Raw genomic sequence first — 24070 nt, forward strand, 5'->3', positions numbered from 1 at the left:
GCGGCGATCGGCGCGAACTGTGTTATCGGCCTTTTTTCGGTGATTGGGGAGGGCGCCTATATTGGCTCCGGCACGTCTATGGGCAATAATGTCACCGTTTACCCGGGGACGTTCATTGGCGATAATTGCCTGGTCGGCGACAACTGCGTCATCGGCAAGCAGCCCCATCCGGCTAAAACCAGCACAACCCGCTTGACTGCTCCTTTACGCCCCTTGCGGGTCGGCCCGGGCGGCGTCATCGGCAGCGGAGTGGTGCTTTACGCGGGAACCAGCTTGGGCGAGGAGGTGATGGCCGGGGATATGGCCTCGGTAAGAGAGCTGTGTCAGGTCGGCCGCCGGGTGATTATTGGCTGCGGTGCGGTGCTGGAGAACGATGTGGTGGTGGGCGATTATGCCAAAATCCAGACCGGAGCGTACCTGACTGCGCATACCGTGGTCGGCGAAGGAGCTTTTATAGCGCCTATGGTTGTTACCGCCAATGACAATTGCATGGGGAGGACGGAAGAGCGGTTTGTCAAGATTCAAGGGCCAAAAATCGGAAAAAACGCCAGGGTAGGGGCCGGGGCGGTTATTTTGCCAGGTGTCATGGTTGCTGAAGAAACCTTTGTTGCGGCCGGCGCGCTGGTTACCAGAGATACCCTCCCGGAAACGGTTGTGGCGGGTTGTCCCGCCAGGTTAATCAGAAATGTGCCGCAGCATGAAAAACGTTAAGGGGGTGGACGAATTATTGGATAATATTGACTTTTCCGCTTTGATTAAAAGAAGACTATTCCTGGTGCTGGCGACGATTATTATAGCCTTGACTGCCGGAGGAGCGGCATGCATGATTTTGCCGGCAAAGTACCAGGCTAGCACAATTTTACGGCTCAGCCAGCCCGAAAACGGTTCTGAGAATAGCACCGGCGCCAACCGTATGGACTATAACAGTTTGATGATGTACCGTCAGCTGGCGAGAACTTACTGTGAACTGGCGGAAAGTGAGCAAGTGCTGCGGAAGCTGTCCGAACGGGTTGAACATAGCTTAAGTTCCGGTGACTTGAGGCGGATGATTACTGTCCGGAAAGTGAAAGACCTGGAACTGCTGGAAATCCTGGTAAAAGATACCGATCCGTACCGGGCGGCTTTTATTGCCGGCAGCTTGGCCGTGCTCCTGCAGCAGGAGGAAAAAGAAGTATGGAAGATGAACAACCTGCAAGTGATTATACCGGCTTCTCCCGATGAGCGCCCCGTGGGTCCGAACATTTTCATGAGCATGCTTGTCGCCGGTCTGGCCGGAGCGTTGATAGCCTTCATGCTTGCGGCAGTCTTGGAATATACGGGCTCATGGCGGGAGTAAGGTTCGGCATTGCCGGCTGCGGCCGTATAGCAAGGGTGCATGCCGATGAAATATTGGCTTTGCCTCAGGCGGAACTGGTGGCGGTAAATGATATTGATCCGTATGCCTTAAGGGATTTTGCCGCTTATTACAATGTAAAAGGCTATTGTGACTATGAGGAGATGCTGGAAGACCAGGATCTTGATGTCATTATTATCTGCACTCCAAGCGGCCTGCACGCGAAAATGGGCGTGATGGCGGCCTGTTCGGGCAGACACGTGTTGGTGGAAAAACCGCTGGCGCTGACCCTGGCGGACGCGGATATGCTCGTGAACACCTGCGAAAAAGCGGGGGTAATCCTCGCGGTGGTTATGCAAAAACGTTTTTGCCGGTTCTTTCAAATGCTTAAATCGGCTGTTGATAAGGGGAGCTTCGGGATACTGAGCCATGCCGGCGCGACGGTGCGGTGGAACCGTGACGAAGCTTATTATGCAAGCAACTCCTGGCGGGGCAAGAAGGCGGAAGACGGCGGGGTGATGATGAACCAGGCCATACACATTGTTGATATCCTTTTGTGGCTGATGGGTGGGGTTGAGTCTGTTTTCGCCTACACCGCGACACGGTGCCGGTCTATTGAGGCTGAGGATGTCGGTGTGGCGGTATTGAAGTTCCGCAGCGGCGCCCTGGGGGTGATCGAAGCCGCGTCCACTGTTTACCCGCGGAACCTGGAACAGACCGTTGCTGTTTTCGGGGAAAAGGGAACGGTTGTGGTAGGCGGGGAAAAAGCTGAAAGAGTAATGACCTGGCGCTTCAGTGGGACTGAGGAGGATGATCGGGCGGTCTGCTTGGAAGAAGGGATGAGTTGCTCCGGGAAATCAGGCCACCGGGCTGTCTTGCGGGATATGGTGAAAGCGATCCTTACCGGTGGCCAGCCTGCCGTTGACGGCCGCGAAGGTAGAAAGGCGCTGGAAACAGTGCTTGGCATATACCGCTCCGCCGAGACGGGGATGCCGGTGAGTTTTAGATGAACGTAACTACTCGGGGGTCAGGAGTCAGAAATCAGAAGTTAGAATGAGAGAACTGTTTATCGTCTGGAAGTATTCTGACTGCTGAATTATGAATGGCTGAATAGTGGCAGATGAAATAAAAAGGGAAGGTGCCTGAAGATGAATGTGCCTCTTTCGTCTCCCGATATCGGCCGGCGGGAGCGGGAATTGGTTAATGAAGTGCTTGACAGCAATATCCTCAGTATCGGCCCCCGGGTGGAGCAGTTTGAGCGGATGTTGGCTGATTATTTGGGAGTAAAAGAAGCTGTGGCGGTGAACAGCGGGACCAGCGGGCTCCACTTGGCGGTGCGGGGGTTGGGTATCGGCGCGGGCGATGAGGTGATTACTTCGCCTTTTAGTTTTGTCTCCTCCAGCAACTGTATTCTCTACGAGGGGGCCCGGCCGGTCTTTGTCGATATTGATCCCCTGACGTTAAATATGGACCCGGAGATGATAGAAAAAAAAATATCACCCGGGACTAAGGCTATTCTTCCCGTGCACGTCTTTGGCAGGCCTGTGGACATGGAGCGAATCATGGAGATCGCCCGCAAGCACCGGCTGGCTGTAATCGAAGATGCCTGTGAAGCAATCGGCGCCCGCTATGGCGAAAAAATGGCGGGCAGCGAGAGTGACGCGGCGGTGTTTGCCTTCTATCCCAACAAACAGATCACAACTGGCGAGGGAGGGATTATTTCGACTAACAGCAGCGACCTGGCCGGTTTGTGCCGGAGCATGCGCAACCAGGGGAGGAGCGGCGCGGGCGGTTGGTTCAATCACTGCCGGCTGGGTTATAATTACCGTTTGGATGAGCTGAGCGCGGCGCTTGGTGTGGCGCAAATGGAGTCAATAGATGAGATCCTGGCCAAGCGTGAAGCGGTGGCAATGGCTTACAACGCCAAACTGGGGCGTTTGGCAGGGGTGTTACTCCCGTATATGGAGCCGGGGGTAAGGATCAGCTGGTTTGTCTACGTCGTACGCCTGGTGCCGGGTATTGACCGGGACCGGGTTATGGCGTACTTGCAGGGGAATGGTGTGGATTGCCGGCCGTATTTTCAGCCAATTCACTTGCAGCCGTTTTATCAGGAGAAATTTGGTTACCGCGCGGGTGATTTTCCGAATACAGAGCTTGCTGCTTCCTCAACATTGGCGCTGCCCTTTTTCAACAACCTTACAGAAAAACAGATGGATTATGTGGTTGAAGCGCTGACGGAGGCGATACGTCTGAAAGTATAATTTCCTAACGAAAAGGCCGGTTAGTTACCGGCTTTTTTCGTTCCATTAAACAACGGGGATTGTTCTGTTTTCGTCTTTTCCGTAACATTTACGTCAACGTCGACATCCGCGGGTATTTCGTAAACGATCCGGTTGTTCTCTGTTAAGAGCAGCTTTGGCGGCTGATCCGGTGTGTTTCCGTTCAAAGTTATATCAATAACTTTATACTTTGTCGTAGCCTTGGTCACGACCATTTCCACATCGCCCATTTTAATAACGTCGCCAACTTTGCTTCCCGTGGCGATAGAACTAATGCTTTTAAGCGTCGCTGCGGGCGTGGAGATTGGTGATTGGTTCTGGACCGTGCTTGTGTTTGCAGGGTTCGCCTGATTCGCTGCGGGTTGAGTATTGTTGGGGCTGTTGCTGGAGTTTTGAGCGCCGGATGTATTCGTCTGAGATGACTTATCGGTTTTACCGGCTTTTTGCAGATCTTCGGTTTGTTTCGCATAGGTCTGTTTGCTTGCTTCTATTTCTTTAGTGTTAGCGCTTGCGCCTCTCCATAAATAAACCCCGATAATAATGGCAAAGCCAAGGCACACCAGCAATCCGGTAAATAGAAGTTCTTTGTTATTCACTGATATCTATCACCACCTTTAGATCCTTTTTGTGAAATAGGAATTTACTGATATTGTATTCAACAGCCGAAGAAGTGTGCAAGTAATTACCGGGGCAAAAGGCCAATGTGGCTTAACTAAAACCTGACCATACGCCGGATATGGATATGCTCACGCCCGGACAGGACCCGCTTAGTGAGAATTGTAACAAGCGATAATGATAAGCCCCGCGAATACCGCGGGGCTCATTTAAAATGTCGGCAGGTTATCCAGATTGTTTGTTTCGCTGCTGTCGGGATTGCTTCTAAGGTATTCCTTTCCGCTCTTTGCTTTTGCCACATTAACTCCTTCAATTTTACCGTCTCTGGCCATCATGATGGCCTCATCAATGCCATATACGTTGTTGTCAATCATAACGTCAGTGATGTCGCCTTCCGCGTTCTTCTTCACTTTATCTATTTTCATTTATTATCCCCTCCTGACTTTAGTATGCCCGGAGGTAAACGATATAGTCGTTTCATCGCTGTAAGCGATGAATGTTATTATTCATTGCAAAATTTAGACAAGATTTTGTAATGTTTAGACAAGGTTTTGCTGTTTTTTGACAAGAATAATAGACAATCAGCTATAATACTGCTAAGTTTAATTGTATTATTATCTCTCGCTTAGTCCTTCAAAGGGGTTGAATTTTTGAGGATAGAAGCAAAACACGAGTTGCCTTTCATGCTATTTCTTTCTGTTATCCTGGCGGTATTAATAATTCTGGAGGTGAGCGGGACCGCGCGGTTTGCCTTGGGATTGATTTTCGTCCTGTTTTCCCCCGGGTATGCCTTAATTGCAGCTCTATTCCCAGCCAGGGATGAACTCGACGTCATTGAACGAGTTGCCTTGAGCTTTGGTCTAAGTATAGCCGTGGTACCGCTGCTGGGTCTTATCCTGAACTACACTCCATGGGGAATAAGGCTTTATTCCATATTGCTGACGCTTTTGGTTTTTACGATCCTGCTGTTCGTTATCGCAATCTACCGAAGAAATAAACTTTCTGTTGAAAAACGCTTTGTGGTTTCTTTTAACGCAGACACTATCAAATGGAGCAATCTTTCAAGGTTGGACCGAATTCTCTCGTTAGCCCTGGCGGGAACCATCATTTTTACGCTAGGCGGCCTTCATTACATCGCAGCTGCACCAAAAGTTAGTGCGAAGTGCACAGAGTTTTATATTTTGGGCCCTGGTGGGGAGGCAGAAGGTTATCCCCATGCTCTGAAAACGGGTGAGGAAAAGGAAGTCATCTTGGGAATTGTTAACCACGAATGCCGTCCGGTTTCTTACGCCGCTGAGGTGCGCATGGACGGTTATGTGAAGGCACGGCTGGGCCCTTTTGTATTAAACCATGGAGAAAAAAAGGAAGAATCCGTTAAGCTCAGTGTTTATGAGCCCCATGAAAATCTGAAGGTAGAGTTTTTACTATTTAAAGATGGGGAGAGTGAACCCTATCGCTTCCTGCATTTATTGGTGAACGAAAATGAGTAGAACGCAAGCCCATCTTTCAGCCTGGGATCCTGAAATCAAAAGTGCTGTTTCCAAAAAAGATCACTTATTTGTCTGGCTGTACGCTATTGCCATCACTGCCGCGGAGGTCGTTACAACCTTCCATGACCCGCTGTACGGGATTGTCTGGCATGTGGTTCTGCTGGCAGCCTTGCTCGTACATGCTTCCCTGGTCAACAAACAGGCGATAAATCTGGTTTACTTAGCGCTGTCCCTGGCTCCGCTGATCCGGATCATGAGCCTTGCCACGCCGTTGGTTGGCGTTCCGCCTATTTACATGTACCTGATTATCAGTCTTCCACTCTTTACCGCGGCGGCGTACGTGATGAGGTATGCCAGCTTTAAGCCAGAGGATGTCGGGTTGATCGTGGGCAGCTTGCCCCTTCAGTTGCTGGTGGCTTCCCTCGGGGTGCCGCTGGGCTTAATAGAATACCTGATATTAAGGCCCGCTCCTCTAGCGCCGGAGCTTACTTTTCAGCATGTCTGGCTTCCGGCGCTGATCCTGCTTGTCAGCACCGGTTTTTTGGAAGAGTTTATCTTTCGCGGGGTTATGTATCGTGCGGCTGCGGAGACATTAGGCAGGTGGTACGGCAGTATTCACATTAGTTTCATTTTTGCGATGCTGCATATTATGCATCGTTCACCGGCGGACTTGGTTTTAGTTTTTGCCATTGCGCTGCTTTTTTCCACGATCGTCGGCTTCTTTAGATCGCTTTTAGGAGTCTCCCTGGCTCACGGATTAACGAATATCGGTTTATATATCATATGGCCGTATCTTCTTAGATAAAAAACGAAAAATTTCCCGTGACCCTCAAAAAAAATATTATAGACAGCGTATACACATAATATAGGTATTTTAGTACCGTCCAAAAGAATGCTTTGGGTCTATTATTTTGTAAGAGCGCTGTTTTTAATTGATTTGTGTAAAATATCACAATCGTATTGCTCAAATCCTGGAAACAACTGAAAAGGCAAACTTACCGAAAGGTAGGGGCGCAAAGCTACGGGTCTAAAACCGGTCCTTTGTCTCAGCAGAAGTGCCGGTCAATGATCGCCGGGCTGCAGCAAAAACCTATTTTAAAAGCAAAGTACCGCTGCACATTGAGCCGGCAGCGGTACTTCTCGTTTGCAGGGATTGCTGTGCAAAATCAGACAAGAAAATGTAACTTTTAGACAAGAAAATGTAACAATTAGACAAGGTTGGCAGGAATATGTTATTATTCAATTAATTATAATTCTTCAAGGAAGGTAACCAATTGAACACGATAACTTTCTTATCTTTGTTATTGGTCTCGTTTCCCGAAGCGATCCTGGTGGCTGCCCTGGGGTTTCTACTGGTAGGACTCAGACCCTGGTGGCGCGATTTACTAATAATCGGAGTTTTACAGGCGGGTTTTGCTTATGTCATCAGGCTCTTGCCGGTACCTTTCGGGCTCCACTCAATTTTTGAAACATTTTTATTCATTCTAAATATTCGCGTGGTTACCCGCCTGCCATTCAGGATAGTAATGCTTGCTTCTTTACTTGGCCTAATTTTTTACGGCTCGGTAGAAACCGTAGCGATACAGTTCTTGCTGCATGTCAAAGGTTTTTCGCTGACTGATGCCTGGAATTACACTTTTATCAGAGTTTTATACTTTCTTCCTCAAGCCTTTGTCATGCTGATATTTATAGTTGCCTGTAAAATTTTTAATATATCTTTAATCGGTTATTCTCAAGCATATAGTTATTCAGGGTACTTATCAAGAAAAGAAATGCAAAAATACTTAAAGGAAGAAATTATTAATAAGCACAATATTTTTATCTTTGTAGTCGTTCTTTTGCCCGTACTGTTGCTGACGATCTTAAACAGTGCTTTTAACGCGGTCAGGTTGAATATTTTTCCGGGGGAACATTTTATTATCTTTAACGGACTCATGGGGTTATTTATCATTGTTTTAACGGTACTGTCCACTGTCGCCGTCAAAAAAATCGGACAGCACGTGGAAAAGGAATACGAGGCCAAGAGAGCGGAGGAAAACTTAAAACAGATCAAACAATTAATTGATTCTTCCAGAAAACAGAGGCATGATTTCCACCACCAGCTGCAAACCATTTACGGGTTGTTGGAAGGCGGTTATTTTGAGAGAGCGCGGGATTATATAGGCGGGGTATTCGGCGATGTATCCAAAACTGTGGATTTGATAAAAACTGATAATTTTAGTGTCAGCGCCCTTCTCTACACGAAAATAGGCCTGGCCGAAGCCAGAAGCATAGAAATGGAAATAAACATTGAATGCAGTCTCAAAGAAATACCTTTAACTCCTCGTGAGACAAGCTCATTGCTGGGAAATCTGATTGATAACGCTCTTGAAGCCGTGGAAGACAAAACCGGTGATTTCAGGCAGGTAAAAGTAAAAATAGCACGTGAATACGGGATGTACATAATCATCATAAGCAATACGGGGGACCCGATCATGCCTGAAATCAAAGACAATGTCTTCAAGCCGGATTTTACGACGAAAGAAGGTCACTCAGGTTTGGGCCTGTCAATCATCAAAGATATTGTAACAAAATACCGCGGTAACATTGAGATTATCAGCGATCCTGAAGAGACGACCTTTGCCGTCACAATACCATCAAAAAAGAGGTAGATTTAATGAATTTAAACCAGATGGCCACGGAAACCGCGAACTACCTTTCCAGGGAACTGGCGCTGGATATTGGTAAAATTGATACACTGCGCTTCGGCCTGGAAATTATTTTTGCCACCCTCATCAAAGGGGTTATTCTGCTCAGTCTGGCGCACTTCCTGGGCATATTTGCCGAAGTAGCTTTTGCCATCGCCTGTGGGGCCATTTACCGGCTCCTAAGCGGCGGAGCCCACTGCTCCGGTTACTGGAGATGCCTCACCCTGGGAGTTTTTACTTTTCTTGGCGCCGGAGAATTGGGAATATATTGGGGACGTTGCCTATCAATCAATTTCCTGACATATGCGTTGCTGGCCGGCTACGTAACATCCTTCTGCTGTGTGATAGCTTGGGTGCCGGGGGAAGTGCCCTATAAAAAGATCACAAATATTTCTGAAAGGAGAATGTTTAAAATTCTTTCACTGACCTATTTAAGTCTATGGCTGGCGGCCAGTATAGCGATTGCCCACTATGCCTACTTATCCCTCGCTATTGCCGGCCTTGCCGCCGTCATTATCCAGACAATCAGTTTTTCCCCGCCTGGTTATCAGGTCATCCATAAGTTTGATGACTTTTTAACAGCACTATATAAGAGAAAGGAGGTGTCCAACCAATGCTGAGATTCATTAAAAAACTATCGTTTACTCCTGTTGTCACGGTAGCTTTATTAGTTGCCGCGGTCGGTTTCAAACCGGCTTGTTTCTTCTGGTTTTACCAACCCGCTCCTCCCGTAAAATCCAAATAAAGGACGGAGTAATTTCACATGAGAATAACTGTCTTTATTGCTGAAGATGACCCGGACATGCGATATGTGCTCAGAAAAGTAGTTGAAGAAGTTGAAGGTGTAAGAGTCATTGGCGAGGCCGGAGATGGGTTGGATGCTATAAAGTTAATCGGAGAACTGGCTCCCCAAGTGGTTTTTGTAGATATCGGTATTCCTGGAAAAGACGGTGTTGCCCTGGCCCAGGAGATATTTGACATCAATCCCATGACCTTTATCGTATTTGCCACAGCTTTCAGCGAATTTAGAGAAAAAGCCTTTGATATCTATGCTTTCGACTATCTCGTCAAGCCCTTTAAAATGAACCGGGTCCGGCAGACAATGGAAAGGGTCAAAGCGGTTCTGTCCGGAAAAGCTGCCGTCAGGTCAAAGCCTAACTTAAGATATTTTAATAAAAATATCAGCAGAAGACAATTTTTTAGAAATGACAACAAGTTTGTTTATTTAAATCTTGATGATGTCATCTATGTTACCAAGGAAGGCCGCAAGTCCACGATCTATTTTATCGGCGGACAAGTTCAAACAAACGATAAGCTGTCTGTCCTGGAAGAGCAATTGAAAGGGTATCCGTTCTTCAGAAGCCATAGCGGGTTCATTGTAAATTTAAAAATGGTCAAGGAACTTATTCCAACCGGCAGAAGCAGCTATGAGCTGGTTATGGAAAATACCAAGCGAAGGCCTTTAATAACAGTGGAAAAATTTAAAGAACTGGAAGAATTGACAAATGCCAAAGTTCCAAAGAGCGGTTGAAGGGTTCTAAACGAGCCCTTCTTTTTTTATCAATCTAAATTCAGACAAAATTTAGCAAGAATTAGACACGATATTGCTATTTTTAGACAACAAATATAGACAATCACTCCTTAAATTGCTAACTTTAGATTGGCAATATAAAGAACACAGCGGAGGTGAATTGATCTCTTATTCCATTACTAAATGAATCCTGGAGAACAATGTTCAGGTGTGAAAGGAGGAGAACCATGACAGTTACTACCGTAGCCATGATTAGCGCCGGCACGGCTGCCGCAGTCCCATCCTTGGTGACCGGGTTCGGCCTGATTGCCACGATAACCTTGATCGCGTTGCTTATCGCAAAGGAACTGGCGGGGGCGGCCGCGGAGAATTCATCCGTTTCGGAAGTTACCCTGCCCGGCGCGCTGGATAGGGCCTTGAATGTTGGCATCATTCCGTTGTTGATGGTTTTTGTCTCAATCGTATTCGTAAATATCGTAAAGATCCTTTAATAAGCCGGCAATGAAAGGAACTGTCGTATGAAACATGATGTCGTAGTAATTGGTGGAGGTCCGGCGGGCTGTGAGACTGCCCGACTCATTGCTGAAAAAGGATATAGGGTGCTGGTAGCCGAGGAGCACCGGCAAATAGGCGAGCCTTTGCAGTGTTCGGGACTCGTCAGTCTTAGAACACTGCAAGCTACGGCCATGCCGGATGACCTAATCATCAACCAGATCCACGGTGCTTTTGTGCACTCTCCCGGCGGAGAAACGCTTTTTTTCAGGGAGCAAAAGGTATATGCCCTGGTGATCGACCGCGCGGAATTTGACCGTACGTTGTCGGAAAGAGCCCAGCGCGCCGGCGTGGAAATCCTGACCGGGGTCAGAGCCGGCATAGGTGAATTTTTTACCGATGGGGTGAGCGTAAAGTTAAAATTTCGCGGCGGAGAGTCTACGGTCAGGACCTGCCTGGTGATTGGCGCAGACGGAGCCAACTCGCGTGTCGCTCGCCGGATCAGCGCTCCCAAAGCGGAGGACATGATCCGCATGTGCGCGGCCGAAGTGGAACTGCAGTGTCGGGAAAAAGATATGGTTCATATCTTCCTGGGCGGGGATATCGCGCCGGGCTGGTTCGGATGGGTCATACCGGTGGATGAAAAGCATGCGCGGGTGGGGATCGGGGTAAGCGGGAGGGACAAGCACCCAAGAACTTTTTTTAACAAAATGGTGAAGGCCCATCCCGGAATTTTTCAGGGGATGAAAATTATCCGCGGTACGAGCGGCGTTGTCCCCGTTGGTTCTCTTGCCAGAATTTACGGAAGGAGAACCTTGCTGGTGGGGGATGCCGCCTGCCAGACCAAGCCAATATCAGGGGGAGGGCTGTATCTTGGACTGCTGGGTGCGGAACTCTGTGCCAAAGTAGCGGCTAAAGCGCTCGCGAAAGGAAATCTATCCCCGCATTTCCTTAGGGAATACCAGCGGTTATGGGAAAAAGAGATGGCTGACGAAATACAGACGGCCCTCAGGCACAGGAATATTTTCCTTACTATGTCCGACAGGGACATGGACAAATTAATCCGGTTTTTAAGCCGTCCCTTATGGCAGGGGATCATATCAAGATACGGCGATATCGACTATCCGTCAAGGTTGGCAGACAAGCTATCCTTTGCCGGACCCTGGGCGGAAAAATTTATTATGGCGGGATTTAAAAAAATACTCTACTACTGCTCGGCAACCCGGGCCTAGAAAAATAAAATTGCGCTTTTGACAGTCGATAATTTTTTATGCGAGGAGGGTGGGTTTGGGTGAATAACAAAAGGGCGGAAAGTTTTTTCAATGATACCAAATACAGCTTGATTATACCGGCCTACAACGAAGAAGAAGGATTGCCCATTGTTTTAAATGATGTCTTTAAGTTGATTGATGAAAGTTTTGAAGTAATTGTTGTGGACGATGGTTCCTCAGACAGAACCAGAGAGGTGGCGCAAAGGTTTCCCTGCCGGGTTATTTCCCACGAGCGCAACTCCGGCAAAGGCGCCGCCATGAAAACCGGCATCAAAGAAGCCAGGGGAGAAAACATTATATTCATTGATGCTGACAATACTTACCCGCCGGAAGGAATTTTGGCATTAGCGAAAGCTTTGGAAAACTATGATATGGCTTTGGCCTCGCGTAAAACCGGTCATGAAAATATCCCGGCCTTTAATAGAATCGGTAATGCCATGTTTAGAAACAGTATTCGATATATATATGGTTTTCAGGGATATGACCCCCTGACAGGTTTATATGGAATGAAGAGAACTTACCTCAAGAGCATGAATCTTGAATCCAAAGGGTTTGGCATAGAGTCGGAAATATGTATTAAGGCTGCCAGGATGGGACTGAGAGTGAAGGATATTCATATTACGTACCGGGACAGGGTCGGCAAAGCAAAACTAAATGGTTTAAAAGACGGCTACAGGATTTTTAAGACTATTTTAAAATTCTTTCCGCTAGTATTCCGGCGTATTGAAAAACCGGGCCTGCCGGGCTGAGATTGGTTTTCTACAAGAGGATAACGTTTATGAGAATATGTGTAGTGGGTTCTTCCAAAAAGTTTTTCAGCGGCATCTCCGCTTATACGATTGTGATGGCAAACGCCTTTGCGGAGCAGGGGCATAAGGTGTCCGTCATATTGCTGCAAAATCTGGTGCCCTTGTTTTTATACCCGGGCCGGGATCGTGTCGGCAAAGGAGAATACACAATAGATTTCCGTCCCGAAATAGAGGTCTATAACGGTATGGACTGGAATGCTCCCGCATCCTGGATAGGAGCGCAACGGTTTCTGTCACGCCAAAAGCCGGATGCCATTATAATGCATTGGTGGACATCCTCTGTGGCGCATATGCAGTTTTTTTTAGCCGTATCCAGGCGTATGAACGGCATTAGACCCAAGCTTATTCTTGAAATGCATGAAGTGGTGGACACCTTGGAGGAAAAAATATTTCCGATCCGGGTTTATTCCAGGGTGGGCGGGAAAGCGTTAATCAGAGCGTGCGACGGTTACACGGCCCACTCTGAGGAGGCCAGGCAGGCCATTATGAAAACTTATAAGCTGGCCGGGGAAAAAATAAATGTCGTTCCCCATGGACCTTACAATATGTATGAAACATTGGACAGGGAGCTTGCCAGACAAGAAATTAATTTAAAGGGGTTTACCATTCTTTATTTTGGGATGATCCGCCAGTATAAAGGAGTGTCCTTATTAGTGAAGGCGTTTAACAATATATCGCCGGAATCGGCTAACAATATGCACCTGGTCATCGCCGGCGAGAACTGGGGTGACGATACGGAGCTGGCGCAGGTTCTGGAGAATACACCGCACAAAGACAGAATTATCTACAAGCCGGAATTTATACCTGACGAGGCTGTTCCCAAGCTCTTTACCGCGGCCGACGTGGTGGTATTGCCTTACTGGCGAACCTGCGGCAGCGGGGTAATAAATATCGCGGTGGCTCAAGGCAAACCGGTGATTACAGCGGAGCTTGACACCCTGGTTGAGTGTCTTGAGGGGTATGGCGGAGCAAGGTTCTTTCCAGTAGGAGATGTTGACGCCTTGCGTGACGGTCTTCTGGAGGCTTATGAAAATTGGGTGGTGAACGGAGTCCAGAACTACCGGTTTACGGGTACTTCCTGGGAAGCCATCGTGAAAAAATATGAAGACATCATCGGAGAAATGGCCAAGCGCGAGCGCGGCTAAAAGGTAATTCATGATTGAAAGGATTACGAAAAAATGCTAAAAATCAGCTTTATGACGGAAGTAGGTCACCGCCTGGCACGCTATAAGGCCCAAAGCCTACTGGGCTTTCCGCAAACGCGGCCTTTAAGCCTCACAGTCAGCATTACGCAGAAATGCAACAGCAGGTGCAAGACCTGCAATATCTGGAAGGACCCCAGGAATGAGCAGCCCGGTAAAGAACTTACTCTCGACGAATATGACAAGATTTTTCGGAGTATCGGACGGTCCGTGATCTGGTATACCTTGAGTGGCGGGGAGCCTTTCCTGAGGAAGGATATTGTTGAGATTGTCAGATCGATTATCAAAAACTCGGCTCCCAAGGTACTGATTATTCCTACGAACGGCCTGCTGGTTGACCGGATTGTCAGGGAAACAGAGCGTATTTTAAGCATTCTTCCATTGCATGCCACCTTAATTATCAATTTATCGCTTGACGGGATTGGGGAAAGGCATGACGAAATAAGGGGCGTACCCGGAAATTTCGCAAGGTTCATGAAGACTTTTAACGCTTTGAAAGAGCTGAAAAAAACCTATCCTCACTCCTTTGAGCTGGGAGTGCACAGCGTTGTTTCCAAATTCAATGTGGAGAAGATATTGGAGCTATTTGACTATGTCAAAAAACGTTTAGTCCCGGACTCCTATATTTGCGAGATTGCTGAAAACAGGGAGGAGTTGCTGAACGTAACCGACCATATCGCGCCGTCAATCGACCTTTACGAAAGAACAATCCGTCCTTTACAGCATGAAATCAGGGAAAGCCTGCTGCGGAATAAAGGCATTACCGGCCTGATCCAGGCTTTCAGGCTAAAATACTATGATTATGTCATTACGGAAATGAGAGAGAAAAGAAGAATCATACCCTGCTACGCAGGTCGTGTCTCGGCGCAGATATCGCCCTGGGGGGATGTCTGGCCCTGCTGCATATTGGCCTATAAGGCGGATATGGGCAATCTCAGGGATTTTGACCTGGACTTCAACAAGTTCTGGCACTCCGCAAAGGCGGCTCAGGTAAGGAATCAGGTGTTTAAGGGAGACTGCTACTGTCCCATGGCCAATGTGCACTACACAAACATGACGCTTACTCCAAAGGCGATGATGGGAGTCATGGGCAATTATCTTGGGGCCAGGATGGGTATGAAATAAAGGTTTGGGGTGCGGTGCAATGAGTAGGATATTCCTTACGGGCGCCACTGGTTTTATCGGCGGTCACCTGGTCAGACACCTGGCCAGGCGGGGTGAACAGGTCACCTGCCTGGTTAGAAAAGAGAATGCCTTGAAAGGGTCTCCGCATATTAAGCTGCTGAAAGAAGAGCTGGGTGCTTTGTGCGACCGGGAGCTTGCCTGCAGGTTAATCAGCGGGCACGATTACGTTATCCACTGCGCGGCTATCCGCGGGGAGATGAGACTGCCCTGGTCGGATTATTTCAAGATAAACGTTGACGCCACCTGTTCCTTGCTTGAAGCAGCCGGGCGGGCGGGCGTAAAAAAATTTTTGTACCTGAGCAGCGTCGGGGTCTTGGGCACAATGCCGCTGCGCCTGCCTGCCAGTGAAGACACCCCGTATAATCCCGATAGCAATTACCACAGGTCAAAAGCACTGGCCGAAAAGCAGGTCATAGAATGCTCTAGCAGTGGTCTTGATACGGTGGTGATACGTCCTTCCATCACTTATGGACCTGAGGACAACGGGTTTTTATTAAGGATAATCCGCATGGCTGAAAAAGGTTACTTCCCTTTAATCAGCGGGGGGAAAAATAAAATTCACCTTACCTATGTCGATGGTCTGGTCGACGCTATGGTAAAAGCGCTTGATTCATCTTTGGGAAGTGGAAAAAGGGTTTATACAATTGTTGATTCACAGCCCATTTGCTTTAAAGAGTTGATTGAAATGATCGCCGACAGTTTGGGACGCAAGGTAAAAATTATTAACATTCCCTCAAAAACACTGTTATTCCTGGGCACACGGAGTTATGACGCCATCCTTGGACCGGTTAAAAAAAGTCCCTCTTTAACCATGAGTGCCAAGATTTTAGCTTTACCGTGGTATTACGATGCCGGCAGGGCCAAAAGAGAATTGTCTTACACGCCTTTCGACACGCGGAAACGTGTTCCCGAAACAGTGCGGTGGCTTAAAGAAAACGGATGGCTAAATTAGCAGAGGAGTAAAGTTAATGATCAGTGAACAAATCCCGGTAACTCCGGATGATAATCTTATCCAGTTCGGAATGTTGTATGAGAAATACATATTCAGCAAGATCGTACGCGATTTAGTGGCGAAGTATAAAATCAAAAGCGTCTGTGAATTTCCCTGCAACCAGTTAATGGGTAAGGATAACAACGAGTATTTTAGGGAAAACGGTTGCGAAGTCGACCGGTATCGGTTATATCCTGAAGGCAATACAAAAAAATATGACCTGATTTGGAATTTTTGTGAATTTGAAAACTGCCCGTCCTCTCAATACCTGGTCTCAAAGATGAAGAATTTATCCAGGAGCTATCTCCTGGTGATTACTCAGAACCGGTATAATGTGCTGCTTTTGCATTACTGGTATCATGTGTACAAAGGGACAGCCTGGGATCACGGCGTGTTGTCAAAAATGAATAATACCCCCATCAAAAGAGAGTTTCGGCGTCAAAACATAGAGGTGCTCAAAGTGGGTGCTTTTGACGTGCCCTGGTTTGTGTTGGATTTTTATGAGGGAGGGAAATTTTTTAGGGGTATGGCGCCTAAAACTATGATTAAAACCCAGGATATAAAAGAAAGTTTTTTTGAAAAACTGCCCAAACCGTTTAAATTGCTGCTGGCTCACCACCATTATGTACTGGGACGAAGGGGGTAGAGCATGAAAATATTAATGGTGTTGGATGCAAATGACGGCCGGGGCATGTACAGGCACGGATATATCCTGGCAAAAGAGCTGGCCATACTAAAGCACAAGGTCAGCATTGTTTATATCGACCCGGAAGAAAGCGTCAGTCACGAGGATAATGTAAAAGTCTACAAGATATGCGGGTTTATTCAAAAGTTTGGCTTTCTCTACGCGCAGAGCAATGTCAGGCACCATGCCCCGGTTCCTGACGGTGTGGTGGTGAAAAAGCTTGAGGGGATAATCGAAGCTGAGCAGCCTGATCTGATCCACGTGCACGGATGGGTGCTTTATTCGGTGGCAAAGTTGAAGTCAAAATTCAAGGTGCCCCTGATTACTACCTTACATGATTACGGCTACTTTTGCCCCACTAAAACTTTATTAAGGGACAACAGGCATTTGTGTGAACAGCACTCTTTAAACGGTTGCTTGAACTGCGGCAAAAAGTTTTATGGCGTGGCAAAAGACCTTCTTACCCTCTATGGCGTCAGAACGCACCATAATCTCTTGAACTCATCGGTGGATAAATATATTGCCGTCAGTTCTTATGTGAAACAAAGATATGTGAGCGCCGGATTTCCGGAAGAGAAGATTACCGTTATACCTAATTTCTATAATCCGGCAGAGATGGCCCAAGGAACAAATGATCATGTCAACGAGCTGCCGGAAGACTTTATTCTCTATGTCGGTGAGTTTACTCCTTTTAAAGGTGTTGATATATTAGCGGAAGCTTTCAGCGGAATAAAGACGAAGACAAAACTCGTGCTGATGGGCAGGCCGAAGTATGCCGGCCTGCGAAAGGATAATATTATCGTATTTGAAAATCCCCCCAGAAAATTAGTTGTAACAGCTTTTAAGAAATGCAGGTTTGTGGTAATTCCCTCTATATGGGCCGATCCCTGTCCAACTGTGGCATTTGAAGCAATGGCTTGCGGAAAGGCGATTGTGGCATCTAATATTGGCGGCTTGCAAGATATTGTGAAGAATAATAAAACTGGGATTCTAGTTGAACCTGGTGATAAGGGGAAATTAGCTGATGTGATTGAGTTGTCTTTAAATAAAGGGGATTACTCTGAGAAATTCATTAATAATTTTTTTAAAAAGCATTTTTCTTTGAAAAAAGTTGTCGCTTCTATTAATGACTATTATCAGCTTGCTTAACCTAAGGTGATAATCTACCGGGTTATGGTTATGGGGAGGGGCCAAAATGATCAGATTAAAAGAATTTGATAACATTCGTGGTATAGCAATCATTGCTGTCATCATGATTCATATCGGTGCGGGTATTCTCTTGGTAGAACCATCGACACACACCTTGAAAGTTCCGATGAGTACATTTTTTGTCTATCACCAATTGACTGGTTTCGCGGTTTCTGCCTTCATTACATGCTCGGGCATATTGTTGTGCATGCGATACAAGGACAAGCAGTTTAATTATCTCAATTTCGTCGGCTCCCGAAGCCTTATTCTCATTCCGTATGTTATCTGGTCGTTAATCTACCTGGAGTATACCGGCAAACTGGCCGGTATTTCCAAGGCGGATTTATTCACGGCACTCGGCAACGGAAGCGCCTACTGGCACTTATATTTTATTCCCTTGGTTTACTGCCTCTATTTACTATTCCCTTTATTCAGGTTTGTCGTCAGAAAAATTAAAACACCATGGTGGTTGGTATTAGCCTTGGTTCTTCAGCATTACTTCCAAATACGTCTGCAAAATGCCGTCTCAAAAGAAGTGCTGGACTTTTTTCAGGTGCGGTTCTTCCTATTTCTTTTCCTGGCAGGCTGCTATATCGGGCAGTATTATGATGAATTCAAGGTCTTTATTAATAAATATATAAATGCCATTATCGGTTTACTTGGCACGGTACTCCTCTTTAAAATATGCGTTTTTTATTACACCGCATTAGTGCTGAAAAAGACCGTTACAGAGATTCCCCAGACCGTTACCTTTGAAAATAAACTTTACACCCTGTGCATTATTGTTCTATTTATTTACCTCGCTCCACACCTTAAGAGCAGTCTTTTAGGCAGATTTGGGGCAAATTCGTTTGGCATATACCTGTCTCATCCCCTTATCTTGAAAATTTTATACGCATTCTTTAAAGAGTTAAACCTAATTAACCTTAGGAGTGAAGGGGCTTTTGCAGTTCTAGTGATAACACTGTTTGCCAGTTATCTGCTGACAGAAGGACTTAACAGGGTACCACTCGGCTACCTGCTGATAGGGCGAAATGACAGGCCGATAAATATCCCCTTCCCCGCGCAAAAAAGCGCCTCCGGTTAATTATTTTTCCAAAGCCTCATACCGTTTGTTAAATGCGATTTCGATGAGGAGGGCCTTAAACTGGTTATAAAAAGACTTTCCGCGCTAGTAGCCTTGATTATTTTTCTTGCGGCTGTTTGCTTGCCCTATTACCTGCAATATGCCGAGCCATATTTCTCTCCCAGCGTGATCAATGGCATCAACATATATGAAAACAGTCATATTGTTGACTCCAGCGATTTGAAATTAGCGCAAAAGAGACTTGCCAGCGACTTGGAAATAGAAGAGTCTTACCCTTTGCCCGGTATACTTCATGCTGTTTTGATCTCTGTCACGGGACTGCCGTATGAGAAGGTGGCTTACATACCTGTTGCCGGATTAGGCAGCCTATTATTCTTCGTGTTGGCCAGATACGTGTTATCTAGTAAGAGTAACGGCTACGCATTGTTATTGGCCATGACCTACTTCGGATTGAATGTATTCACGAACTTTCAGGCTTTAACGAATGGCAGAGCCATTCTGGGGGCCATAGTGTTGGTTCTCTTTGTAATTAGTTTTATCCGGCTTTTAGAGAGTCCGGGAGAGAAAATCTTTCCATGGTTGATTATATGTTTGATTTCCGCCGCCATGGCTGGAGGGACCTATTACACCGCCACATTGGCAATTATTATTGTAATAATTATTAGCTTCGCAGCTACTAAGAACAAGTTTCGGGTTATTTCACGCGGTAACGTTGCCCTGCCACGGGGGATTTCCACCTTGGTATTAGCCATTTTTTTGTTCCTCTCGCCTCCGATACTCGCCAGGGAGATGCCTGCTCTAAGTATTCAAGAATTTTTAAATCACACCCTGGATGCGATTCGCGCGAGATTAGGAGCGGAAAATACCGGTTTGCAAGGAATCCTCCTGGGAACCGACTTGATGAGCCAAATGCGGTTATGGAGTTTGCGATTAATAATATTGATGTCTGCAGTTTCTATGGTGCTAATCGTTGCCAGCGGAATCCGCAGCCCGGAAAAACGGAATTCACGTCAATGGTTGTATACCATTATCGTATTCGGCACATGCTGTACCGCGTTGCCATATTTGTTGAAAACGTCTATCATTTCGACGCGATTCCTCGTAGCTTTTGGGTTTCTCTGTGCTTTAAGCATCATTTGCAACCTCAAAAAACATAAAATGATCTTCAGCTCGATTGTTATCGGTCTGGTGCTCATCGTCTCCGTTGCCAGCCTGAGTTTTTCCTTGCAAAAAGGCGGTTCTTTTGGTGCAAAACCTTACGCTGTCGACAAGGTCCGGCCGGTGGCAGCCTACCTGTCGCAAAATGTTGACGCCGGCTTGATAGCCGCGGACGCCGGTTACGCGTCAAACTTGTGGATACTGCTTGCAGATGAGAAAAGAAACTATAAAGTTAACGTATCACCTCTGGTAAAAGATGCGCTTACTTTAAAAGACGCTCAGGATGGTTCAGCGGCGCCTCTCCTTGATGCTCTCAAGCGCAGGGGAGCGGGGTACTTATTGATAAATACCGACGACAGGCCGTTTTTTGGCGATACCTGGGGGTATTCGGTAAATTTGCGTCGTGGTAAATGGCTGGAATCTTTACCTCTTGATGCGGTTTATGATGACGGCAGATTTCTCCTGTATAGAAACGTAGACATCAAGTAATTAAATGGAGGAAATTATTCCGCTATGAATATTTTGCTAATTAATACCAATTGTTCCTATAATAAGGGTTCTGAGGCCCAGGTTGTCAGTACAATTTCCGCTTTTAGAAAAGTATATAGAGATGCAAAATTTCTTTTGCTTTCATATGTTTATGAATTTGATCAGGAATCTGCAAAAGCAATAAATAAAGAGAATGATATTTTATCTGTGCGCGGATATCCGATGAATGGCAATCGGCACACGTTTATCTGTTATTCATATCACATAATAATATGTATCTTGACAGCTATTTTACAAAAATTCATATGCTTAAATAAATTAAAGCTGAATCAGACTTTCTTGAAAGCTTATAACGAGGCTGACATGGTAATTGACTTAAGTGGTGATACAATTGCCGATCATAAAAATTTTTATTCAGTTGCCATAAAAAATTGCTTGGGAGTTCTGCCGGCTATTATTCTTAACAAGCCCTATGTTATCTATTCACAATCAATAGGCCCTTTTAGATGGTATTCACGTTGGCCTGTACGTTTTTGCTTTAATAGGGCCAAAGCAATAATACTGCGGGAGAAAATAAGTATAAACGCTCTGCGATCAATAAATGTAAAAAATAAAAATGTTTTTTTAAAAGCTGATTGCGCGTTTGCTCTCGATCCTGCTCCCCATAGTAGAATCAAAGAAATATTAATTTCCGAAGGTATTCAGCTAACTGATAACGAGCCGCTGGTGGGCATCTCGGTAAGCAGATTGATTGAAATCAGGAATGATCAATATGTATCTCAAATGGCAAAATATATTGATGCGATTATTGAGGAGATGAAAGTAAAAGTAATATTAGTGCCGCATGTGGCTCATTACGATGAATCAAGTCAAGATTCGCGTGATACGCAAAGAAGAGTATTTGAAAATCTCAAGAACAAGTCCAAGGTTGTGGTGGTTAATGGCAACTACTCCTCCCGGGAACTAAAAGGCATTATAAGTAGGTGTGATCTGTTTATGGGCTCTTATATGCATGCCTGTATCGCGGCCTTGTCCTCGGGTGTTCCAACCATTGTTTTAGGGTGGGCTCATAAATATAAAGGAATTATGTCCCTGGTCGGCCTTGATGAGTTTGTCTTCGACTACCAGTCCACGAGCCTGGAGCACTTAATAGAAGCGACATTAAAACAATGGAAAGATAGAGAAAAAGTTCGTCGATACTTGTCGGAAAAGGCTGAACAAGCCAGGGAATCTGCTTTGCAGGCTGCTGAAGTAGTTAAGCAAGTAATTGAGTGATGAATATGAAACCGTCAAATAATGTGGAATCTGCCGGGATAATCAGCTCCTGGCTATGTACGGGATGCGGTACGTGTGCAGCCGTGTGTCCTAAAAAATCTATTATATTAAAAATTGATCAGAAAAGTGGTATATATCTTCCTAATATTGCTAAAGACAAATGCAATCTTTGTGGAATCTGCTTAAGCGTCTGTCCGGGGCGCGAGATTGATCTCAAAAACCTAAACCAGATCGTTTTTGGCCAAGAGGCAAATGATCCTTTGCTCGGCAGCCTCATTAAGTGCTATGCCGGTTGCGCCTCCGATTGCCACATTAGATATTCCTCGTCATCGGGAGGAATAATCACGGCTTTATTAGCTTACGCTTTAAAAGAAAGAATAATTGATGGCGCTTTGGTGGTCAGGGCCGATGAGAGAAAGCCATTAGAGCCGTATTCTTTTGTCGCAAGGACGATAGAAGAGATTATCTGCGCCAGAACTTCACGGTATTGTCCCATACCAGTTAATAATTCACTGAGAGAGATTCTTTACTCTGAAGGGCATTACGCGGTGGTGGGGTTGCCGTGCCATATCGCCGGCGTTAGAAAAGCGGAAAAAGCAAATGAAAAATTAAAAGAAAAGATAATTTTGCATTTCTGCTTAGTATGCAACCATACTCCTACCTTTCGGGCAACTCAATATCTTTTGAGCAAGTTAAACACCGGTCGGGCGGTTAAAGAAATATTCTACCGGGGTAACGGTTGGCCCGGCGCAATGACCGTCAGGTATCAGGACGGAAGTGAACGCTTTGTTGAACACTTGGATTTTAAATACTGGGGTTTCATTTTCCAAAGGTTTTTCTGGCCTCGCAGGTGTTTTCTCTGCGATGATAAGAGCGGTGAGCTTGGTGACGTTTCCTTTATGGATCCCTATCTTCCGGAATATAACAGGAGCGAAAAAATAGGAAGCACTCTTTTTATTGTGAGAAGTCCTTTTGCCGATGATTTAATTAATAAAGCAATTGAAGACGGAGTGATTGCCGGTTCGGAAATCGGAAAGGAAAGAATAAAGGAATCACAGCTTTTGCAGGAGGTTAGACAGCGCAATAGAGCACGAAGGATGCTGGTAAAATTTTTTAAACAAAGTATACCTCTCTACTCAGGGCGTCCAAAGGGAAAAGTAAAAATTACGGATTTGTTCAAAGCGGCATTTGATTACCTGCTGATCCGGTCCGGCGATTATTCTTTTTATGCAGTTGATTTATGTTGTTATACCTGGAAAGCTGGCAAAAGAGTCAAATCACTTTTCTTGAGGAATTAACTTTAGATTAAATTATAATAACCCGGCTAATAAAAGCTGGCGATTTCCCCGCTCGGATTAGCCGTAAGAGGTTTGAAGATAATTGACGCTAAACAAGCAAAAAATCAAGCGAAATATCAAAGAATATTTTTATTTGAAAAATGTTCATGGCTCCTCCCTTTATAACAATGCTTTTTACCTCGTGCTGAACAGTTTGACAACGTCGTTCTTGGGCTTTGTTTTTTGGAACCTCATGGCCAGGTATTTTACGCCTGCTGAAGTAGGCATCGGTTCCGGGCTCGTATCCGCCTCCGGGCTGGTGGCCATGCTGGCCAGCTTGGGATTGGGAATAGGGATGATCCGTTTTTTACCGCAGGCTGGAGAAAAGTCCGGCGCATTGATTAACAGCGGATTTACTCTGGCCGGCATAATCGCGGTGCTGGGGTCGATTGTTTATCTTTCCGGCATGGCTCACTGGTCGCCGGCGTTGGTTTTTGTGCGAGAGAGCTTTTGGATGTCTTTTCTATTTGTGTTGTTTTCCGTAGCCACGATTCTGGCGCTTCTCGTTGAGCGCGTGCTGACGGCCGGCCGTTCGGCAAACTATGTTTTTTGGCAGAACACGTTTATCAGCCTGGTCAAGCTGCCCCTGCCGATATTTGTTTTTGCTCATTTGCAGGGCTATGGCATTTTTACAAGTAATGGAGCAGCCACTCTGGCGGGAGTGGCCCTCTCCTGGCTCCGGTTTTTGCCCGCGGTTTACAGGGGCTACTTTCCCAAGCCTTTATTGGACGGGAAGATGATGAAGCAAGTATTGCCCTATTCCTTTGCCAATTATATCGGTAATTTGTTTAATAATATCCTCGGATTTATTTATCCGTTAATGGTTTTAAACACACTCGGCTCTGAGGAAAACGCTTACTTTTACATTGCCTGGATGATGGTGCAGGTGCTGACCTTCATCCCCGCGGGAGCGGCCCAGTCTCTTTTTGCCGAGGGCTCCCACAACCAAAAGAGGCTGGGCCGGGA

At 46.1% G+C, this 24070-nt stretch carries 25 protein-coding genes and 1 riboswitch; of the genes, 23 read left to right on the forward strand and 2 right to left on the reverse strand.

The genetic code is table 11. From position 1 onward, the window contains the following. From A4E54_RS08870 to A4E54_RS08885, 4 genes are all read left to right on the forward strand, one after another. The coding region (locus tag A4E54_RS08870; protein ID WP_286725684.1) for an N-acetyltransferase at positions 1-711 on the forward strand (711 nt) is incomplete at its 5' end. Continuing rightward, complete coding sequence (locus tag A4E54_RS08875; RefSeq protein WP_240084279.1) at positions 698-1336, forward strand: YveK family protein; 639 nt, start codon at positions 698-700, stop codon at positions 1334-1336. The genes A4E54_RS08870 and A4E54_RS08875, both read left to right, overlap by 14 nt. Beyond that, a complete protein-coding gene (locus tag A4E54_RS08880) occupies positions 1324-2343 on the forward strand; it encodes a Gfo/Idh/MocA family protein (protein WP_240084280.1) in 1020 nt (339 codons plus the stop codon). The genes A4E54_RS08875 and A4E54_RS08880 overlap by 13 nt, the downstream gene beginning before the upstream one ends. A 138-nt stretch (positions 2344-2481) precedes the next feature. Further along, positions 2482-3594, forward strand: coding sequence for a DegT/DnrJ/EryC1/StrS family aminotransferase (locus tag A4E54_RS08885; protein ID WP_240084281.1), 1113 nt, complete (start codon positions 2482-2484; stop codon positions 3592-3594). A 20-nt stretch (positions 3595-3614) separates the two neighbouring features. Here A4E54_RS08885 and A4E54_RS08890 read toward each other — a convergent pair whose 3' ends face one another. Together A4E54_RS08890 and A4E54_RS08895 are read right to left on the reverse strand one after the other, a co-directional pair. After that, a complete protein-coding gene (locus A4E54_RS08890) occupies positions 3615-4208 on the reverse strand; it encodes a hypothetical protein (protein ID WP_240084282.1) in 594 nt (197 codons plus the stop codon). 228 nt (positions 4209-4436) lie between these two features. After that, positions 4437-4652, reverse strand: coding sequence for a DUF3892 domain-containing protein (locus A4E54_RS08895; protein ID WP_240084283.1), 216 nt, complete (start codon positions 4650-4652; stop codon positions 4437-4439). 225 nt (positions 4653-4877) lie between these two features. Here A4E54_RS08895 and A4E54_RS08900 point away from each other — a divergent pair, with 225 nt between their 5' ends. From A4E54_RS08900 to A4E54_RS08990, 19 genes are all read left to right on the forward strand, one after another. Continuing rightward, positions 4878-5717 carry a DUF1616 domain-containing protein gene (locus A4E54_RS08900; RefSeq protein WP_286725688.1) on the forward strand — a complete coding sequence of 280 codons (840 nt, stop codon included), beginning with the start codon at positions 4878-4880 and terminating at the stop codon, positions 5715-5717. Further along, positions 5710-6522, forward strand: coding sequence for a CPBP family intramembrane glutamic endopeptidase (locus tag A4E54_RS08905; protein ID WP_240084285.1), 813 nt, complete (start codon positions 5710-5712; stop codon positions 6520-6522). The genes A4E54_RS08900 and A4E54_RS08905 overlap by 8 nt, the downstream gene beginning before the upstream one ends. Positions 6523-6695: 173 nt before the next feature. Then, positions 6696-6802: riboswitch (cyclic di-GMP riboswitch) on the forward strand. A gap of 189 nt (positions 6803-6991) precedes the next feature. Continuing rightward, a complete protein-coding gene (locus tag A4E54_RS08910; protein WP_240084286.1) occupies positions 6992-8368 on the forward strand; it encodes a sensor histidine kinase in 1377 nt (458 codons plus the stop codon). Between the two features lie 5 nt (positions 8369-8373). Then, on the forward strand, positions 8374-9024 hold the full coding sequence (locus A4E54_RS08915; protein WP_286725691.1) for an accessory gene regulator ArgB-like protein: 651 nt from the start codon (positions 8374-8376) through the stop codon (positions 9022-9024). Continuing rightward, positions 9018-9149 carry a cyclic lactone autoinducer peptide gene (locus A4E54_RS08920; RefSeq protein ID WP_240084288.1) on the forward strand — a complete coding sequence of 44 codons (132 nt, stop codon included), beginning with the start codon at positions 9018-9020 and terminating at the stop codon, positions 9147-9149. Before A4E54_RS08915 ends, A4E54_RS08920 begins: the two co-directional genes overlap by 7 nt. An 18-nt stretch (positions 9150-9167) precedes the next feature. Beyond that, positions 9168-9935, forward strand: a complete 768-nt coding sequence (locus tag A4E54_RS08925; protein WP_240084289.1) for a LytR/AlgR family response regulator transcription factor — start codon at positions 9168-9170, stop codon at positions 9933-9935. Positions 9936-10162: 227 nt separating this feature from the next. Next, positions 10163-10426 carry a hypothetical protein gene (locus A4E54_RS08930; RefSeq protein WP_240084290.1) on the forward strand — a complete coding sequence of 88 codons (264 nt, stop codon included), beginning with the start codon at positions 10163-10165 and terminating at the stop codon, positions 10424-10426. A gap of 27 nt (positions 10427-10453) precedes the next feature. After that, a complete protein-coding gene (locus A4E54_RS08935; RefSeq protein ID WP_240084291.1) occupies positions 10454-11659 on the forward strand; it encodes a geranylgeranyl reductase family protein in 1206 nt (401 codons plus the stop codon). A 59-nt stretch (positions 11660-11718) separates the two neighbouring features. Next, a complete protein-coding gene (locus A4E54_RS08940; protein ID WP_240084292.1) occupies positions 11719-12447 on the forward strand; it encodes a glycosyltransferase family 2 protein in 729 nt (242 codons plus the stop codon). Between the two features lie 29 nt (positions 12448-12476). Beyond that, positions 12477-13652: a glycosyltransferase family 4 protein gene (locus A4E54_RS08945; protein ID WP_286725695.1), complete on the forward strand. Its 1176-nt coding sequence runs from the start codon at positions 12477-12479 to the stop codon at positions 13650-13652. Between the two features lie 33 nt (positions 13653-13685). Further along, a complete protein-coding gene (locus tag A4E54_RS08950; RefSeq protein WP_240084294.1) occupies positions 13686-14834 on the forward strand; it encodes a radical SAM/SPASM domain-containing protein in 1149 nt (382 codons plus the stop codon). Between the two features lie 19 nt (positions 14835-14853). Beyond that, the gene (locus A4E54_RS08955; RefSeq protein ID WP_286725698.1) at positions 14854-15846 is read left to right on the forward strand and encodes an NAD-dependent epimerase/dehydratase family protein; all 993 of its coding nucleotides are present in this window, start codon (positions 14854-14856) and stop codon (positions 15844-15846) included. 16 nt (positions 15847-15862) lie between these two features. Further along, positions 15863-16531, forward strand: coding sequence for a hypothetical protein (locus A4E54_RS08960; RefSeq protein WP_240084296.1), 669 nt, complete (start codon positions 15863-15865; stop codon positions 16529-16531). A 3-nt stretch (positions 16532-16534) separates the two neighbouring features. Continuing rightward, on the forward strand, positions 16535-17719 hold the full coding sequence (locus A4E54_RS08965; RefSeq protein WP_286725701.1) for a glycosyltransferase family 4 protein: 1185 nt from the start codon (positions 16535-16537) through the stop codon (positions 17717-17719). A gap of 46 nt (positions 17720-17765) precedes the next feature. Next, positions 17766-18845, forward strand: a complete 1080-nt coding sequence (locus A4E54_RS08970; protein ID WP_240084298.1) for an acyltransferase — start codon at positions 17766-17768, stop codon at positions 18843-18845. Positions 18846-18965: 120 nt separating this feature from the next. Further along, complete coding sequence (locus A4E54_RS08975) at positions 18966-20492, forward strand: hypothetical protein (RefSeq protein ID WP_286725704.1); 1527 nt, start codon at positions 18966-18968, stop codon at positions 20490-20492. A 24-nt stretch (positions 20493-20516) separates the two neighbouring features. Continuing rightward, positions 20517-21767, forward strand: coding sequence for a polysaccharide pyruvyl transferase family protein (locus tag A4E54_RS08980; RefSeq protein ID WP_286725706.1), 1251 nt, complete (start codon positions 20517-20519; stop codon positions 21765-21767). Continuing rightward, positions 21767-23065, forward strand: coding sequence for a Coenzyme F420 hydrogenase/dehydrogenase, beta subunit C-terminal domain (locus A4E54_RS08985; protein ID WP_240085102.1), 1299 nt, complete (start codon positions 21767-21769; stop codon positions 23063-23065). Before A4E54_RS08980 ends, A4E54_RS08985 begins: the two co-directional genes overlap by 1 nt. Before the next feature lie 82 nt (positions 23066-23147). Continuing rightward, positions 23148-24070: oligosaccharide flippase family protein (locus A4E54_RS08990; protein WP_286725709.1), on the forward strand; the 923-nt coding region annotated here is incomplete at its 3' end.

This window comes from Pelotomaculum sp. PtaB.Bin117, from assembly GCF_002067195.1.
GTDB classification, from domain to species: domain Bacteria; phylum Bacillota; class Desulfotomaculia; order Desulfotomaculales; family Pelotomaculaceae; genus Pelotomaculum_D; species Pelotomaculum_D terephthalicicum.